Source organism: Pseudomonas sp. H3_A02, assembly GCF_054671965.1.
In genome coordinates this window covers 5,327,542-5,344,764 of record NZ_CP162807.1, presented here as the reverse complement: position 1 = coordinate 5,344,764, position 17,223 = coordinate 5,327,542, and the positions used below count along the sequence as shown (strand labels likewise).

Annotated in this window: 13 protein-coding genes; 6 read left to right on the top strand and 7 right to left on the bottom strand. The window is 62.6% G+C overall.

All coding sequences use genetic code 11. From position 1 onward, the window contains the following. Positions 1-139: 139 nt before the first annotated feature. From AB4N80_RS23440 to AB4N80_RS23430, 3 genes are all read left to right on the top strand, one after another. Positions 140-904, top strand: a complete 765-nt coding sequence (locus AB4N80_RS23440) for an IclR family transcriptional regulator (RefSeq protein WP_122568413.1) — start codon at positions 140-142, stop codon at positions 902-904. 40 nt (positions 905-944) lie between these two features. Continuing rightward, the gene (locus AB4N80_RS23435) at positions 945-2,162 is read left to right on the top strand and encodes an amino acid deaminase (protein ID WP_460079061.1); all 1,218 of its coding nucleotides are present in this window, start codon (positions 945-947) and stop codon (positions 2,160-2,162) included. Between the two features lie 153 nt (positions 2,163-2,315). Beyond that, positions 2,316-3,230: a sugar kinase gene (locus AB4N80_RS23430; RefSeq protein ID WP_305492089.1), complete on the top strand. Its 915-nt coding sequence runs from the start codon at positions 2,316-2,318 to the stop codon at positions 3,228-3,230. Between the two features lie 134 nt (positions 3,231-3,364). On the opposite strand, the gene AB4N80_RS23425 is transcribed toward AB4N80_RS23430, so the two are convergent. Further along, positions 3,365-3,640 carry a peptidylprolyl isomerase gene (locus tag AB4N80_RS23425; RefSeq protein WP_019690952.1) on the bottom strand — a complete coding sequence of 92 codons (276 nt, stop codon included), beginning with the start codon at positions 3,638-3,640 and terminating at the stop codon, positions 3,365-3,367. Positions 3,641-3,688: 48 nt separating this feature from the next. Next, on the bottom strand, positions 3,689-6,226 hold the full coding sequence (locus tag AB4N80_RS23420; RefSeq protein ID WP_460079057.1) for a hybrid sensor histidine kinase/response regulator: 2,538 nt from the start codon (positions 6,224-6,226) through the stop codon (positions 3,689-3,691). Between the two features lie 132 nt (positions 6,227-6,358). Here AB4N80_RS23420 and AB4N80_RS23415 point away from each other — a divergent pair, with 132 nt between their 5' ends. Then, positions 6,359-7,477: a PilT/PilU family type 4a pilus ATPase gene (locus AB4N80_RS23415; protein ID WP_122568414.1), complete on the top strand. Its 1,119-nt coding sequence runs from the start codon at positions 6,359-6,361 to the stop codon at positions 7,475-7,477. A 188-nt stretch (positions 7,478-7,665) separates the two neighbouring features. Here AB4N80_RS23415 and AB4N80_RS23410 read toward each other — a convergent pair whose 3' ends face one another. The 4 genes from AB4N80_RS23410 to AB4N80_RS23395 form a co-directional block, all read right to left on the bottom strand. Then, positions 7,666-9,621, bottom strand: a complete 1,956-nt coding sequence (locus AB4N80_RS23410; protein ID WP_460079053.1) for an acetoacetate--CoA ligase — start codon at positions 9,619-9,621, stop codon at positions 7,666-7,668. Between the two features lie 152 nt (positions 9,622-9,773). Further along, positions 9,774-10,550, bottom strand: coding sequence for a 3-hydroxybutyrate dehydrogenase (locus AB4N80_RS23405; protein WP_460079050.1), 777 nt, complete (start codon positions 10,548-10,550; stop codon positions 9,774-9,776). 8 nt (positions 10,551-10,558) lie between these two features. After that, positions 10,559-11,950: a GntP family permease gene (locus AB4N80_RS23400; protein WP_305470513.1), complete on the bottom strand. Its 1,392-nt coding sequence runs from the start codon at positions 11,948-11,950 to the stop codon at positions 10,559-10,561. Positions 11,951-12,251: 301 nt separating this feature from the next. Then, positions 12,252-13,667, bottom strand: coding sequence for a sigma-54 interaction domain-containing protein (locus AB4N80_RS23395; RefSeq protein ID WP_305492092.1), 1,416 nt, complete (start codon positions 13,665-13,667; stop codon positions 12,252-12,254). A 226-nt stretch (positions 13,668-13,893) separates the two neighbouring features. Here AB4N80_RS23395 and AB4N80_RS23390 point away from each other — a divergent pair, with 226 nt between their 5' ends. Both AB4N80_RS23390 and AB4N80_RS23385 read left to right on the top strand, forming a co-directional pair. Then, positions 13,894-14,109 carry a TIGR02450 family Trp-rich protein gene (locus AB4N80_RS23390; RefSeq protein ID WP_122568217.1) on the top strand — a complete coding sequence of 72 codons (216 nt, stop codon included), beginning with the start codon at positions 13,894-13,896 and terminating at the stop codon, positions 14,107-14,109. A 168-nt stretch (positions 14,110-14,277) separates the two neighbouring features. Then, positions 14,278-15,612 carry a methyl-accepting chemotaxis protein gene (locus tag AB4N80_RS23385; protein WP_122568218.1) on the top strand — a complete coding sequence of 445 codons (1,335 nt, stop codon included), beginning with the start codon at positions 14,278-14,280 and terminating at the stop codon, positions 15,610-15,612. A gap of 12 nt (positions 15,613-15,624) precedes the next feature. On the opposite strand, the gene AB4N80_RS23380 is transcribed toward AB4N80_RS23385, so the two are convergent. Further along, complete coding sequence (locus tag AB4N80_RS23380; protein ID WP_122568415.1) at positions 15,625-17,199, bottom strand: ABC transporter ATP-binding protein; 1,575 nt, start codon at positions 17,197-17,199, stop codon at positions 15,625-15,627. Positions 17,200-17,223: the final 24 nt, after the last annotated feature.

The following is a 17,223-nucleotide window of genomic DNA, read 5'->3' as shown; positions in this document are numbered from 1 at the left end:
GGGGGCTCATCGCGGGCAAGCCTTGCTCCCACAAGGGAACGCATCCTGCTGTGGGAGCATGGCTTGCCCGCGATAGCGATCTATCAGGCGGCGCAGCAGTCTGGTTAAACTCCCGGCCAATTGAATGGGAACCGAAAACATGACCGAAGACACCATCAAACGCCGGGCCCGGGGATTGGATCGGGCGTTCGATATCCTCGATTTCCTCAAGGAAATCGGCCAGCCGCTGCGCCCGAACGATATTGCCAGCGGTATCGGCAGCCCCAAGTCCACGGTCTATGAATTGGTGGCGTCGCTGCTGGAACGACGCATCCTCGAGCCGGTGGGCAAGGACGGTCACGTCTATCTGGGCCGCCAGTTGTATTTTCTCGGGCAGGCGCACCTGCGGCATTTCGACCTGAGCCGCGAGGCTGACCAGGCCTTGCAGGAGATCGTGAGTCAGACCCGGGAAACGGCGCAGATGTGCCTGCTCAACGGGCGCAAATACACCGTCGCGCTGATGAAGGAAGGTGAGCGGCATTTCCGCATTTCATCGGACATCGGTGAAAACGCGCCGATCCCGTGGACGGCGTCCGGGCGCCTGCTGCTGGCACATCTGAGTGACCAACAGATTGTCGACCTGATCGACCCCGACGACTTCATTTTGCCGGATGGCGAGCGCCTGCCCGTGGAGCAATTTCTCAAGGAAATCCGCCAGGCCGGCATCGATGGTTTTTTCTCTTTCGACAGCGTCGCCGACACCTTCACCCACTGCTTCGCCGCACCGGTCAAAGACCCCGGCGGCGTGGCCATCGCCACCCTGTGCATCGTCGCCCCACGGGCCGATGCCAAGAACAATTACGCCGACTACCGCCGGGTGCTGATCGAAAGCGCCAACAACCTGGCTCGTCGTATCAATGAATAGACAGCTGCGGCACTAGTGGCCGTGCGCGAGGAGTTCGAACATGTCATATGCCATCCTTAATGCCTGCGTCGAAAAAGGCGCCGCCACCGTCGGCGCCCACTTGCTACGGGACGTCAGCCTGCCGGCGCTGGTGCTGCACCGCGCGGCCCTGGAGCACAACATCCGCTGGATGCAAGATTTCGTCACCCGCAGCGGTGCCGAACTGGCGCCCCACGGCAAGACCAGCATGACCCCCGCGCTGTTTCGCCGACAGCTGGAGGCTGGTGCCTGGGGCCTGACCCTCGCCACCGCCGTGCAAACCCGTGCCGCCTACGCCCATGGCGTGCGCCGGGTGTTGATGGCCAACCAATTGGTGGGCACGCCGAATATGGCGCTGATCGCCGATCTGCTGGCCGACCCAACGTTCGAATTCCATTGCATGGTCGATCATCCGGACAACGTCGCCGACCTGGGTGCCTACTTCGCTTCTCGCGGCGTGCGGCTCAATGTGATGATCGAGTACGGCGTCGTCGGTGGTCGGTGTGGCTGCCGGACCGAGGCCGAGGTGTTGGCCCTGGCCGAGGCGATTCGCAGTCAACCGGCGCTGGCGTTGACCGGTATCGAAGGCTACGAAGGGGTGATCCACGGCGACCATGCCGTCAGCGGCATCCGCGCATTCGCGGCATCGTTGGTCCGGCTGGCGGTGCAGTTGCAGGACACCGGTGCCTTTGCCATCGACAAGCCGATCATCACCGCCTCGGGGTCGGCCTGGTACGACCTGATCGCCGAATCCTTCGAAGCCCAGAATGCCCACGGGCGTTTCCTCAGCGTGCTGCGTCCCGGCAGTTACGTGGCCCATGACCATGGCATCTACAAAGAGGCCCAGTGTTGCGTACTGGAACGCCGCAGCGACCTGCACGAAGGTCTGCGCCCGGCCCTGGAAGTCTGGGCCCACGTGCAATCGCTGCCGGAGCCGGGCTTCGCGGTGATCGCCCTGGGCAAGCGTGACGTGGCCTACGACGCCGGACTGCCGGTGCCGCTCAAGCGCTACACGCCCGGGTCGGACGCGGTGGCGGGTGACGACGTCAGCGGTTGCAAGGTGACGGCGGTGATGGACCAGCATGCGTTCATGAGTGTGGCAGCGGGGGTTGAGCTGCGTGTGGGCGACATTATTTCGTTTGGGACTTCTCATCCGTGCCTGACGTTCGACAAGTGGCGGGTGGGGTGTCTGGTGGATGAGCAGTTGCGGGTGGTGGAGAGCATGGAGACTTGTTTCTAGCCTTCAGACCGAGTTGCGGCTATCGCGAGCAAGCTCGCTCCCACAAGGGATGTTTGGCAGGCACGGATTGTGTGTTCACAACGGCCCAAATGTGGGAGCGAGCTTGCTCGCGATGGCGGCCTGCCAGACACCATCGAACCACCAGGATCATCCATGAACCACCCCAAACCCCGCATCGCCCTGATCGGCGAATGCATGATCGAACTGCAACAACGCGCCGACGGCAGCCTGCTGCAAAGCTTCGGCGGCGACACCCTGAACACCGCGGTGTACCTGTCCCGCGCCTTGGGCGACAGCGGCGCGGTGGATTACGTCACCGCCCTGGGCGACGACAGTTTCAGCGATGCCATGTGTGAGCGCTGGGCCGAAGAAAACATCGGGCTGCAACGGGTCCAGCGTTTGCCTGGACGCCTGCCGGGTCTGTATTGCATCCAGACCGATGCGGCGGGCGAGCGGCGATTCCTCTACTGGCGCAACGAGGCGGCGGTGCGCGATTGTTTTACCACCCCGGCCGCCGCGCCCATCCTAGCCGCATTGCCTGATTACGATGTGCTGTATTTCAGCGGCGTTACCCTGGCGGTGCTCGGTGAGCAGGGGCGTGGCAAACTCATCGAAACCCTGATCGAAGCGCGGCGGCGCGGGGCTCAGGTGGTGTTCGACAATAACTACCGGCCAAGGCTCTGGGCCTCGGTCGAAGCGGCGCGGGCGGCGTATCGCAGCGTACTGCCTTACGTGGAGCTGGCGCTGTTGACCGTGGAGGACGAGCAGGCCTTGTTCGGTCATGCCGACAGCGAGGCGGTGTTCGCCGCCTATGCACAACTCGGCACGCCCGAGGTGGTGCTCAAGCGCGGCGCCGAGGCCTGCCTGATTCGTTGCGACGGCAAGTCCTATGAGGTGCCTGCCCTGCGGGTCGAGCGTGTTGTCGACACCACGGCGGCGGGAGATTCCTTCAGCGCCGCTTACCTGGCGAGCCGCTTGCTGGGCGGTGGCCCGGTGGAGGCGGCCGAGGCGGGGCATCGATTGGCGAGCCGGGTGATCCAGGTGCCGGGGGCGTTGATGCCTAGATAGAGGAGATACAGAACCTGTGGGAGCGAGCTTGCTCGCGATAGCAGTGGGTCAGTCGACATGGATACTGGCTGATCCGGCGCTATCGCGAGCAAGCTCGCTCCCACAGAGGAATTCACAGGGAGATTGGGCGATCGTTAGTCCCGGTAGAACACCTGCACCAGGTGATAGCCGAACTTGCTCTTGATCGGCCCATGCACCACCCGCAAGGGCTTCTTGAAGATCACCGCGTCGATCGCACCGACCATCTGCCCCGGCCGCACTTCGCCCAGGTCGCCGCCGCGTTTGCCCGAGGGGCAGGTGGAGTATTTCTTGGCCAGCACATCGAAGGCTTCGCCCTTGGCGATGCGTTGCTTGAGCTGTTCGGCTTCTTCGGCGGTTTTCACCAGGATATGGCGGGCTTGGGCTTTCATTGCAGCGATGACCTGAACGGTGCGACGGGGCGGCGATTATGCCTCAAGTCAGCTGCCATGGTTGATCATCGTCCGAATCTTGTTGGCCAGCAGATCAAGGGTGAAGGGTTTGGCGACCATGTCCATGCCCTGGTCGAGGAACCCCTGGCGTTCGGCGGCTTTCTGCGCGTAACCGGTCATGAACAGCACTTTCAGCCCCGGCCGGTGCTGACGGGCGATTTCCGCCAGTTGCCGGCCATTCATGCCCGGTAGCCCGACGTCGGTCACCAATAGGTCGATGCGCTGGTCCGATTCCAGCATGGGCAGGGCCGTCACGGCGTCCTGGGCCTCAAGGGCGGTGTAGCCCAAGGTCTTCAACAGGTCGAGCACCAGCATGCGCACGGCGGGTTCATCTTCCACCAGCAATACGGTTTCCCCGGCGATGGCCGGCGGTACGTCGAGCGTCTCCGGCGCGGCCGGTTGTTGAGCCGGCGAAACGTGCAGGCGCGGCAGGTATAACTGCACCCGCGTGCCCTGGCCCGGCACGCTGTCCAGGTTGAGGTGCCCACCCGACTGTTGGGCAAACCCGTAGATCATCGACAACCCCAGACCGGTGCCCTGGCCGATGGGCTTGGTGGTGAAGAACGGGTCGAAGGCCTTGGCCAGCACGGCGGGGGTCATGCCGCTGCCGTTGTCGCTGACGGCGATCATCACGTAGTCGCCGGCCTTGACCGGCTCCAGGGTGTTGATGTCCGTGCCGTCTAGGTAGACGTTGGCGGTTTCGACGACCAACTCGCCGCCGTCGGGCATCGCATCCCGGGCGTTGATCACCAGGTTGAGCAGGGCGTTTTCCAACTGGCTGGCATCGGTGCTGACTGGCCACAGCTCGTGGGTCAGTTGCAGGCGCAGCACGATGTGATCGCCGGTGGTCCGGCTCAGCAGGTCTTCGAGCGAGCACACCAGCTCGTTGGCGTCCAGCGGCTTGCGGTCCAGGGACTGACGGCGGGAAAACGCCAGCAGTCGATGGGTCAGGGACGCGGCGCGGTTGGCCGAGGCCACTGCCGCCTCGGTGAAGCGACCGATCTCGGCGGTGCGCCCGGCGGCGATGTAGCGTTGCATCAGGTCGAGGCTGCCGAGGATGCCGGTGAGCATGTTGTTGAAGTCATGGGCAATGCCGCCGGTGAGTTGGCCCACGGCCTCCATTTTCTGCGCATGGCGCAGGGCCTCTTCGGCGCGCTCGCGTTCGAACATCTCGCTTTGCAGGCGCTGGTTGGCTTCGGCCAATTGCTGGGTCCGGGCGATGACCCGTTCCTCCAGTGTTTCGTTGAGGTTGCGCAGGGCTTCCTCGGTTTTGCGGCTCTCGGTCTCGTCGATCACGAAGATGTAGAAACCGTTCACCGCACCGTCCGCGCCGTGGCGGGGCAGGTAGTTGATCAGTGAATGGCGCGGGCGACCGTCGCGATGGTCCATCTGCACGGTGAAGCTGCACGGCTTGCCGGCCAGGGCGTCGGCGATCTGTTGGGCGCGGGCGGCATAGGCCTCTTCGCCGAGCACTTCGCGGACGGTCTTGCCATAGAGCTCCTGCGGGGTCAGGCCATACCAGTTCAGGTAGGCGCTGTTGTTCAGCCGGAAACGCTCTTCGCGGTCCACGTAGCTGATGAGGATCGGCATGGCATTGATGATCAACTGCAGCTCGGTCTGGCTCTGGCGCAGGGCTTGCTCGGTGCGCTTGCGTTCGGTCAGGTCCAGGGCCGCGCCAAGAAAGCGCTTGGGCCGGCCGTGGCGGTCCTTGTAGCAACGGCCGCGCACGTACACCCAGCGCAACTCATTGTCGGGTTGCAGCAGCCGGTACTCCTCGGCGTATTCGGTGCCGTGGGTGATGCAGTGCTTGATGCTGCGGGCAACCATCGCCCGATCCTCGGGATGCACACCTTCGAGGTAGGCGCTGATGGGCAACTGGCGCGACAGGTTCGGATCGACGCCATGCAATAAAGCGAAATGCGCGTCGGCAATGAAGCGGTCTTCGCTGATGTCCCAATCCCAGGTACCCAGCGCGTCGGCGGCGGCCAAGGCCAGTTGCAGGCGCTCTTCACTTTCGTGCTGGGCCTTGAGGCTGGCCTCGGAGCGCCGTTCGAACTCCATGGCCAGGCGGCGTCGTTCGCTGGTCTCGATGGCGGTGACCAGGATGCCGGCGACGCTGCCGCTTTCGTCACGCACCGGGCTGTAGGTCAGGTCCAGCCAGACATCGCAGAGGCGACCGGCGAAAGGCACGCGCCAGTGCTGATCGCGGCAGGTGTGCGTCTGGCCTTGCAACACGCGGTGGTAAATCCCTTCGCTCGTTTCTTTGAGTTCGGGCCATGCTGCATGGGTCGGCTGGCCGAACGCCTGGGGGTGCTTGTCCCCGGCCAGTCGGCCGAAGGCGTCGTTGTAGAGATGGGACAGTTGCGGTCCCCACAGCAAGGCCATCGGCATGGGCGAATGGAGCACGATGTCCACGGCGGTGTGCAAGCTCTGGGGCCAGTTTCGGGCAGCGCCCAACGGGGTCTTGGCCCAGTCCACCAGGCTGACCAGTCGCTGTGTATCGCTGCCGGCGGATGTCACGTTCATCACGCGATCCCTGGCTGTCGTGTCTGTACCACGGGGTCTACTATCCTTTGAGGAAAGTAAGTGCGGGTGGGTCTGAAGGGTTTCATGTTCGGCTCAACTTGTTTCATTGATGTCTCGCGGAAGTTTCAGTCCATGGAAATCGATCCGTTATTGCGAATCCTGGCGAGCCAAAATGGTTCCGACCTTTACATGTCCACGGGGGCGCCGCCGTGCGCGCGTTTCGAGGGCGTGCTCAAGCCCTTGGGTAACGAAGCCTTCAAGGTCGGCGACATTGCCCGGCTCGCCGAGTCTTTGATGGACGCCGAACAGCGGCTTGAGTTCGATCGGGAATTGGAAATGAACCTGGCGATCTCCCTGGCCGGCGTCGGGCGGTTCCGGGTCAATGTCTTCAAGCAGCGCAATGACGTGTCCATGGTGATCCGCAACGTCAAGCTGGACATCCCGCGCTTCGAAGACCTGAAACTGCCCCGGGTGCTGTTGGACAGCATCATGGAGAAACAGGGGTTGATGCTGTTCGTCGGTGCGACCGGCTCAGGCAAGTCGACCTCCCTGGCGGCGCTGATCGATTACCGCAATCGCAACAGCAGCGGCCACATCATCACCATCGAGGATCCGGTGGAGTATATCCATCGGCACAAGAAATCCATCATCAACCAACGGGAGGTCGGTGTCGACACCCGCAGTTTTCATGCGGCCCTGAAAAACACCCTGCGCCAGGCGCCGGATGTGGTGCTGATCGGCGAGATCCGCGATCGGGAAACCATGGAGCATGCCCTGGCGTTCGCCGATACCGGGCACCTGGTGATTTCCACCTTGCATGCCCATAACGCCAACCAGGCCCTGGACCGGGTGATCAATTTCTTCCCGGAAGAGCGCCGGCCGCAGTTGCTCAACGACCTGGGCAACAACCTCAAGGCGTTCGTTTCCCAACGCCTGGTGCGCACCCGTGCCGGCCAGCGGCGGGCGGCGGTGGAGGTGATGCTGGGCTCACCGACGGTGGCCGACCTGATCCGGCGCAACGAACTCGGCGAGCTCAAGGGCATCATGGAAAAGTCCGAGGAACTGGGGATGCAAACCTTTGACCAGGCCCTGTTCAACCTGGTGGTCGAAGGCGCCATCGATGAGGAGGAAGCCCTGAAAAACGCCGACTCGGCGAACAACCTGCGGTTGCGTTTGAAGTTGCATAGCGAGTCGGGGACTGCGGCGCCACCGGCCGATCCGGCGGCGGGGGAGTGGGGGCTTATGGATTGAAAATTTCTGTGAGAACAACACTTGTGGGAGCAACACCTGGGGGGCAAAACTGTGGGAGCAAAGCCTGTGGGAGCAAAGCTTGCTCGCGATGCTGGCGACGCGGTTTTTCAGACCTACCGCGTTACCGTTCATCGCGAGCAAGCTTTGCTCCCACAGGTTTTTGCTCCGCACAGGTGAGGCCCTGACGGTCAGCTCGCAAGCTCCGGCCGATCCCGAAACTGCTCCAGCGCCCCGGGGTTGGCGAGGGCATCGGTGTTCTTCACCACCTCGCCATGCACCACATTGCGCACCGCCAACTCCACCACCTTGCCGCTGATGGTTCGCGGAATATCACTGACCGCGAGGATTTTCGCCGGCACATGCCGTGGTGTGGTGTTGGCGCGGATGACCTGGCGGATCCGTTGTTCCAAGGCATCATCCAGCGTCACGCCATCGCGCAGGCGCACGAACAGCACCACCCGGACATCACCCTGCCATTGCTGGCCGATGGCGACGCTGTCCAGCACCTGCTCGACCTTTTCCACCTGCCGATAGATTTCCGCCGTGCCGATGCGCACGCCACCCGGGTTGAGCACGGCGTCGGAGCGTCCATGGATCAACAGGCCGCCGTGGGGCAGTTCTTCGGCGTAGTCACCTTGGGCCCAGACGCCGGGGAACTGGGCGAAGTAGGACGCGCGCAGTTTTTCCTGTCGAGGGTCATTCCATAAACCAATGGGCATTGCCGGGAAATGCCGGGTGCACACCAACTCACCTTTTTCAGCGATGACCGGGTTGCCGGCCTCGCTCCAGACCTGCACGGCCATGCCCAGGCTCTTGCCTTGCATTTCGCCCCGGCGCACCGGTGACAGTGGGTTGCCGTTGACGAAGCACGAGACAATGTCGGTGCCGCCGGACATCGAGGCCAGGCAGACGTCGGGCTTGAAGTCCCGGTACACGTAGTCGTAGCTATGGGGCGCCAGTGCCGAACCGGTGGACAGGAGGGTTTTCAGGCTGCCCAAACGATGCGTCTGCCGGGGCTTGAGGCCTTCGCTTTCCAGAGCCGCGAGGAATTTTGGGCTGGTGCCGAAAACGCTGATGCGCTGCTCATCGATCAGGTCCAGCAAGCGCTCGGGACCGGGGTGGAACGGCGAGCCATCGTAGAGCACCACCGCGCTGCCCACGGCGAGGGCCGACACTAGCCAGTTCCACATCATCCAGCCGCAGGTCGTGTAGTAGAACAGCCGATCTTCGAGGCCGAGGTCGACGTGCAGGCCATGTTCCTTGACGTGTTGCAGCAGCACGCCACCGGTGCCATGGACGATGCATTTAGGGACCCCGGTGGTGCCGCTGGAGTAGAGGATGTACAGCGGGTGGTCGAACGGAACGCTGACGAATTCCGGCTCGCCACCGGGTTGATAGAAGTCGTTCCACAACGCAACCGCGGCCGGGGTCTTGAAGTCTTCGACGCGGGCGTCAGGTTGGGCATAAGGCAACACGATCAGTTGTTGCAGCGACGGCAGCCGTTCGAGGATTTCATTGACCTTGGCGCGCTGGTCGATGAGCTTGCTGGCATAGCGATAACCGGCGCAGGTGATCAGCACCTTGGGCTCGATCTGGCCGAACCGGTCGATGACGCCCTGGGTGCCGAAGTCCGGTGACGAGCACGACCAGATGGCGCCCAGGCTGGTGCTGGCGAGCATGCCCACCAGTGTCTGCCAGGTGTTGGGCATGCACGCCGCGACCCGGTCGCCCCGGGTGACGCCGGCGGCTTGCAGGCTTTTTTGCAGGCCGGCAACGTGGACGGCGAGTTCGCTCCAGGTCAGTTGCTCCTGGCCGCCGTTTTCGGCCAGCGCCACCACCGCGACGGCGTCATCGCGGCGACGCAGCAGGTGTTCGGCGAAGTTCAGCGTGGCGCCAGGGAACCACCGAGCGCTGGGCATTTGCGCGCCCTCCACCAGTACCGCGTCGGGCGCTTGGTGAAAGTGAATCTCGAAGAAATCGACAATGGCCTGCCAGAAGGCCTCGCGCTGGTCGATGCTCCAGGCGTGTAGGGTAGGGTAGTCGTTCAGTTGCAGGTGATGCCGCGCGTTGACGAACCGACGAAAGGCGTTCATGCGCGACTGGGCGATGCGTTCGGGGCTGGGTTGCCAGAGGATGTCGGACATGGGGGCCTCTTTTTTTTTATGCACACACAAACTATAGAGCGGCTCAATCTGGTGTGGGAGCAAAGCTTGCTCGCGAAACAGGCGCCTCGATTCTGAAAATCGCATCGACTTCATCGCGGGCAAGCCTTGCTCCTACAGGGCTTCGCAGGAGCTTACTGGGCCAACCATCCACCATCAATATTCCACGCCGCACCCCGCACCTGGCTCCCAGCTTCGCTGCACAGAAACAGCACCAGTTCTCCTAACTGCGGCGGGGTGACGAATTCCAGGGACGGCTGCTTCTCGGCCAACAGGTCATGCTGTGCCTGTTGCGGGTCGACGCCGGAGGCAATGCGGTCGTCGATCTGTTTTTGCACCAGCGGCGTCAGCACCCAGCCCGGGCAGATGGCGTTGCAGGTCACGTTGCTGGTGGCGGTCTCCAGGCCGACCACCTTGGTCAGGCCGATCACCCCATGCTTGGCCGCGACGTACGCCGCCTTGCCTACCGAACCGACCTGACCGTGCACCGAGGCGACGTTGATAATCCGCCCCCAGCCCTTGGCGCGCATGCCTGGCAGGCTCAGGCGGGTGGCGTGGAACACCGAGGACAGGTTGATGGCAATGATCGAGTCCCAGCGCTCCACCGGGAAATCCTCCACCGCGGCCACGTGCTGGATCCCGGCGTTGTTCACCAGGATGTCCACGCCACCGAACTCGCGCTCGGCGTAGGCGAGCATGTCGGCGATCTGCGCCGAGTCGCTGACATCGGCCGGATGATGACCGACCTTGCCGCCGAACTGTTTCACCTCGGCGATCACCGTCGAGGCATCGCCGAAGCCGTTGAGGATCAGGTTGGCGCCGGCCTTGGCCAGGCTCAGGGCGATGCCCAGGCCGATGCCGCTGGTAGAGCCGGTGACCAGGGCGGTCTTGCCCGAAAGAGGGGTTGTCATGGGGAGCCTCACACAATGCCAGTGGCGTAGAACACAGCGATCACGAAGAACACCGCGAGGGTCTTGATCAGCGTAATGCAGAAAATGTCTTTGTAGGCTTCACGGTGGGTCAGCCCGGTCACCGCCAGCAGGGTAATCACCGCGCCGTTGTGGGGCAGGGTGTCCATGCCGCCGCTGGCCATGGCGGCCACCCGGTGCAGCACTTCCAGGGGAATGTTGGCGGCGTGGGCGGCGCTGATGAAGCTTTCAGACATTGCCGCCAAGGCGATGCTCATGCCACCCGAGGCAGAGCCGGTGATGCCCGCCAGCAGTGTGACCGTCACCGCTTCATTGACCAATGGGTTGGGAATGTTTTTGAGCCAGTCGGCCAGCACCAGGAAGCCCGGCAAGGATGCGATGACCGCGCCGAAGCCGTATTCCGACGCGGTGTTCATCGCCGCCAGCAACGCACCTCCCACGGCACTCTTGCTGCCTTCGGCCAGTTTGCTGCGAATGGCCCGGAAGCCGAACAGCAGGACCATGATGATGCCCACCAGCAACGCCGCCTGCACCGCCCAGATCGCGGTGAGCTTGGCGATGTCGCTGGTCACTGGTGTCGCCATGCCTGGCAGCGCCAGGCTGTGGGTCTTGCCATACCATTGGGGAATCCACTGGGTGAACAGCAGGTTCATGACCCCTACCGCCAGCAGCGGCGAAACGGCGATCCAGGGGTTCGGCAGCTTGATGTCTTCGGCGGTTTCCGGCTCGTTGCGCAACTCGGTGCCGTAGCCTTCGCCCACGCGCTGGGCCTTGTTGCGCTGGCGTTGCAAAAACAGCATGCCGAGGCTGAACACGAAGATCGTACCGATCACCCCCAGCCACGGTGCGGCCCAGGCGGTGGTGTTGAAGAACGTGCTGGGGATGATGTTCTGGATCTGCGGCGTGCCGGGCAGGGCGTCCATGGTGAACGAGAACGCGCCGAGGGCGATGGTGGCCGGGATCAGGCGCTTGGGAATATTGCTCTGGCGGAACATCTCGGCGGCGAACGGGTACACCGCGAACACCACGACAAACAGCGACACACCGCCATAGGTCAGCACGGCGCAGACCAGCACGATCACCAGCATGGCCTGGCGTGTGCCCAGCAAGCGAATCGCCGCGGCGACGATGGAGCGAGAGAACCCCGACAGCTCGATCAGCTTGCCGAACACCGCGCCGAGCAGGAACACCGGGAAATACAGTTTGATGAAGCCGACCATTTTCTCCATGAACACCCCGGTGAAGGCAGGGGCGACGGCGGACGGGTCGGTGAGCAGGACGGCACCGAGGGCGGCGATGGGAGCAAAGAGGATAACGCTGTAGCCACGGTAGGCGGCAACCATCAGCAGCGCGAGGGCTGCCAAGGCAATGATCACACTCATGGTGTGTCTCCTGGGATTGTTATTGTTGTGGTGAAGCTTGGAGGGGCTTTAGCGAGTTTTGTGCCAGGTGTATAACTATCTGAAATATAAGGAAATTATTTGGATTTGTAGGGCGGGTGCGAGGGTTTTGTCTCTATCTGGAGATTTTTAGGGGCTGGGCTGGCCTCATCGCGAGCAAGCTCGCTCCCACAGTTGACCGCGTAGCTCAAGAGAACCCCGTCCCCTGTGGGAGCGAGCTTGCTCGCGATGAGCGTAAAGCGCTCCAAAAACCAATAGTCTATATTTTGAGAATTGAATCTCTTTATTGAGACTCCGCAATCCCCAACGCCACCATCTTCTTGTACAACGTCGACCTCCCCAGCCCCAACCGCCCGGCCGCTTCGACCACCTTGCCCCCGCATTGCGCGAGGGTGGTTTCGATCAAGTGCCGGTCGAAGCGCGCCCGGGCCTGGCTGAAGGTTTCATGGGGCAGGGGTTCGAAGCTCACGTCCGCCGGGCGTGTCACCGGGATGAAGGTCCCGATGGCTGCGCGAATGTCCGCCGCCGTGAGCACCAGGTCATCGCTGAGCAGCGCGGCCCGTTCCAGCACATTGCGCAGTTCGCGGATATTGCCCGGCCAAGCGTGTTGCCGCAGCAGGTCGAGGGCGGCGGGGTTCAGTTCGTGCTGGCTGCGCAGCTCTTCCAGGATCGCTTCGCTCAGGGCCGGCAAATCATCCAGGCGTTCGCGCAGCGGCGGGACCTGGATCGGCAGTACGTTGAGGCGGTAATACAGGTCGGCGCGGAACTCTCCGCGCTTGATCGCCGCTTCCAGGTCCATGGAGGTGGCGGCGATGATTCGCACGTCGCTTTGCAGCACCTCGTTGGAGCCCACCGGTTCGTACTCTTTTTCTTGGAGCACTCGCAGCAGTTTGCTTTGCAGCGGCAGCGGCATGTCGCCAATCTCGTCGAGGAACAGCGTGCCACCCTGGGCGATCTGCAGCTTGCCGGCGCGGCCCTTGCGGTCGGCCCCGGTAAAGGCCCCAGGCGCGGTACCAAAGAATTCGGCTTCCAGCAGTGATTCAGGAATCGCCGCGCTGTTGATGCTGACGAACGCCTTGTGCGCCCGCGGCGAAGCGCTGTGGATGGCCTGGGCCAGCAGTTCCTTGCCGGTGCCGGTTTCGCCGAGCAGCAGCACCGGCGAATCGGCGCTGGCGCTGCGCCGGGCACGGCGCTTGACCTCAAGACCGGCGTTGCTGGTGCCAATGAAATGGGCAAAGTTGTACTTGGTTTGCCGCGCCCGCAGCAGCGAACGGGTGGAGGCCAGTTCTTCCTGCATGCTCAGATAGCGCTTGAGCATCGGCGACAGGCTGCGCAATTCATCGAACAAGGCAAAGCCGATGGCACCGATCACCGCGCCCGCGCTGTCGTGGATCGGCAGGCGCATCACCACCAGCGGCTCCTTGGGGGTGTCCTGCATGTCCAGCAGGATCGGCCGCCCGGTGCGCACCACTTCGCGCAACAGGCTGCCGGGAATCACGCTCTCGCACGCCCGACCAATCGCTTCCTGCGCCGAGTTCAGGCCGAAGCGTCGGGCGTAGCGTTCGTTCATCCAGACGATATTCGCGTCACGGTCGACAATCACCGTGCCTTCGCTGGACTGCTCGATGATCTCGAACAACGAACGGATCGCCAGCGTGCGCACGCGCTTGTAATCCTTGAGGCTTTCGGTGGGGTTCATCGGGCATTTCCAGAAGGTGGGATTTGCCGGCATCCTCCGATCAAAGGGGTTGCCAAAGAGCGGCATTATGCCGGGAGCGGCTGGCCGAGCACTACTCCGCCCGCATTCTTTGCCGTGGCGTGGCGCGCCTCGCTGGCAACACGAGGTCTCGGCAAGTCTGCGCAGTAGTGGGCAGCTGGAGAAAGTTGTACAGTTATTCTTATTTTGTACATTTTTGAGAGCGCTCATGAATAAATTCAACCCTCGCAAGCTGCAGCTCTCCAAATGGACGGCCTGTGCGCCGACTGATCGGGAAAAGCATTTTCTCGTCACCAAGCTGCTCTGTGATGAGGAGGGAACACCCATTCAGGTTGAGCTTGAAGCTGTGTACAGCGCTCGTGTAACGGTGTTCGACTGGCGCGAGTTGCGCGACAGCAAGCATTGGAAAATGGGCTGGTGCTGAATGGCTTGGGCTGTGCCATAGAGATCCGTATGACTGACGATAGTTATACATAATAATAAAATTGTACAAGTTTTCCTGCGGTAGTGGCTTAATGCGGCTATCTAGCGAGGGCATCTCTGCCTTCGTGTGGCTACAGCCACGCATTCACCGCCTCCGGGAGCCCCACCCATGTTCATTCGTACTCGCAAGCATCAGGACGCCTTGCACGAAATCCAGGCCAGGCAGGCTATTCTCGAAGCCGAACGGACGGCCTTGCAGCAATGCATGGCAATCATCGAGTTCACCCCGACGGGTGAGGTGCTCGACGTCAGCCCGGTTTTTTTGAAAATGATGGGGTATTCACTCAGCGAAACCCTCGGTCAGCATCATTCGATGTTTTGTGAGCCTGCCTATTCGCGCAGCGCCGAGTGCTCGGCGTTATGGCGGCAGTTGGGGCAGGGCTCTTCTGCCGACAGCCAGTTTCTGCATTTGCGGCGTGATGGAAGCTGGCTGTGGGTGCATGCAAGTTACGTCCCTGTGTTGGATCAACATGCAAAGGTGCAGCGCATCATCCTGATCGTTCGCGATATCAACGAGCAGGTGTTGCGCGCCCAGGCCGAAACCAGCTTCATGCAAGCGATCGACCGCTCCATGGCGGTTATCGAATTTGATCTGAGCGGTCAGGTCGTGAATGCCAACGAGAATTTCATGAACGTCATGGGGTACCGCCTGCAAGAGATTCGGGGCCAGCATCACCGGATTTTCTGCAAACCAAGCGAGGCCCAGAGCGAGGCTTATCGTGGCTTCTGGGCCGGGCTCAATCGCGGTGAATACAGGACCGGCCTTTTCGAACGCGTCGACAATCGAGGCGCGACTGTCTGGCTGCAGGCTACCTACAACCCTCTCTACGATGCACGGGGGCGCTTGTATGGCGTGGTCAAGTTCGCCACTGACAGCACTCGCGAAGTCGAGCAGCGCCAAAGTGAATCAAAAGCGGCCGGACTTGCTTTCGAGACGTCCCGGCAGACCGATGAGCAAACCCGGATCGGCACGTGTGTGGTTCAGCAAACCGTTACGGTGGTGCAAAGCATCGCCGATGAGCTTCAACAGGTGTCAGCCGGGATAGGTGCCCTGAGCGCGCAGTCCGAGGAAATCGGTAGCATCGTCGATGCCATCCGGGGCATCGCCGAACAGACCAATCTGCTTGCCCTCAATGCAGCCATCGAAGCGGCTCGTGCCGGGGAGCAGGGACGCGGCTTCGCGGTGGTGGCCGATGAGGTGCGCAATCTGGCGCGACGTACAAGCCAGTCAACTGTGGCCATTACTCAGGTCGTCGCCAAGAACCGTGAATTGGCCAGGCAAGCGGTGAGCAGCATGCAATCGAGCATGCTCAAGGCAGAGCAGGGGGTGGAACTGGCTAACCAGGCCGGCACTGTCATTCTGGATATTCATCGAGGCGCGCAGCAGGTTGTGGAGGTGATGGGAGAATTCGCTCAAGCGCTGGATCAACGACGTGGCGCCTGAGCGAACCCGGGATTACTGCGGCTGCGCCGCCGCCAACAACTCCTTGGTATAGGGATGCTGGGGCGCGTCGAACACGTCATGGCTGGCGCCCTGCTCGACCACTTTGCCGTCCTTGATCACGATCATGTCGTGGGCCAGGGCGCGGACCACCGCCAGGTCATGGCTGATGAACAGGTAGGTCAGGCCGTGCTTTTCCTGGAGCTGGCGCAGCAGCGCGACCACTTGTTTCTGCACGGTGCGGTCCAGGGCCGAGGTCGGTTCGTCCAGCAGGATCAGGGCCGGCTTGAGCACCAGGGCCCGGGCGATGGCGATGCGTTGGCGCTGGCCACCGGAAAATTCATGGGGGTAGCGGTGGCGGCTCTGCGGGTCGAGGCCGACTTCCTTGAGGGCCTGGATCACCTGTGCTTCACATTGCTCGGGGCTGGACGGGCTGTGGACTTCGAGGCCTTCGCTGATGATCTGCTGCACCGACATGCGCGGGCTGAGGCTGCCGAACGGGTCCTGGAACACCACCTGCATTTTCTTGCGCCACGGCCGCAGTGCCTTGTGGGATAACTGCTCAAGGGCTTGGCCCTGGAAGTGGATGCTGCCTTCGGACTCGATCAGTCGCAGGATCGCCTGGCCAAGCGTGGACTTGCCGGAACCGGATTCGCCGACGATGCCCAAGGTCTTGCCGCGCTGGATGCTCAGGCTGATACCGTCCACGGCGCGCAAATATTCCTTGCGCCGGAACAGTCCGCCGCCCAGGGCAAAGCTCACGCGCAGGTCCCGCACCTGCAACACGTCTTCGCGCTCGTCCCGGGGCAGGGCTTCGCCTTCCGGTTCGGCGTGCAGCAGCTCGCAGCTATAGGGATGTTTCGGGGCGCTGAACAGGGTTTCGCACGGCGCCTGCTCGACGATTTCCCCGGCCTTCATCACGCACACCCGTTGGGCGATGCTGCGCACCAGGTTGAGGTCGTGGCTGATCAGCAGCAAGGACATGCCGAGGCGTTGCTGCAAGGACTTGAGCAACAGCAGGATCTTGCGTTGCACGGTCACGTCCAGCGCCGTGGTCGGTTCGTCGGCAATCAACAGTTCCGGCTCGCAGGCCAGGGCCATGGCGATCATCACCCGTTGCCGCTGGCCGCCGGACAGTTGATGGGGGTAAGCCTTGAGTCGCTCGGTGGGTTTCTGGATGCCCACCAGGGCCAGCAGTTCCAGAATGCGCTGACGCGCTGCCTTGCCGCCCAGGCCCCGGTGCAGCATCAGGGTTTCACCGATCTGTTTCTCGACGCTGTGCAGCGGGTTCAGCGAGGTCATCGGCTCCTGGAAGATCATGGCAATGCGGTTGCCGCGCAACTCCCGCAGGGTCTTGGCCTCGGCGCCCAGCAGTTCCTGGCCGCGATAGCGAATGCTGCCGGTGGTGCGGGTGCCGGTCTCGGGTAGCAGTTGCAGGATCGAATGGGCCGTCACCGACTTGCCGGAGCCCGACTCGCCCACCAGGGCCAGGCATTCGCCGGGGCGGATATCCAAGCACAGGTTGCGCACCACCGTCTGGTCGTTGAAGGCCACGCTCAGGTCGCGGATTTCGATCAGGTTTTTGCTCATCTCAAGGTTCCGCTTCATGGCTGT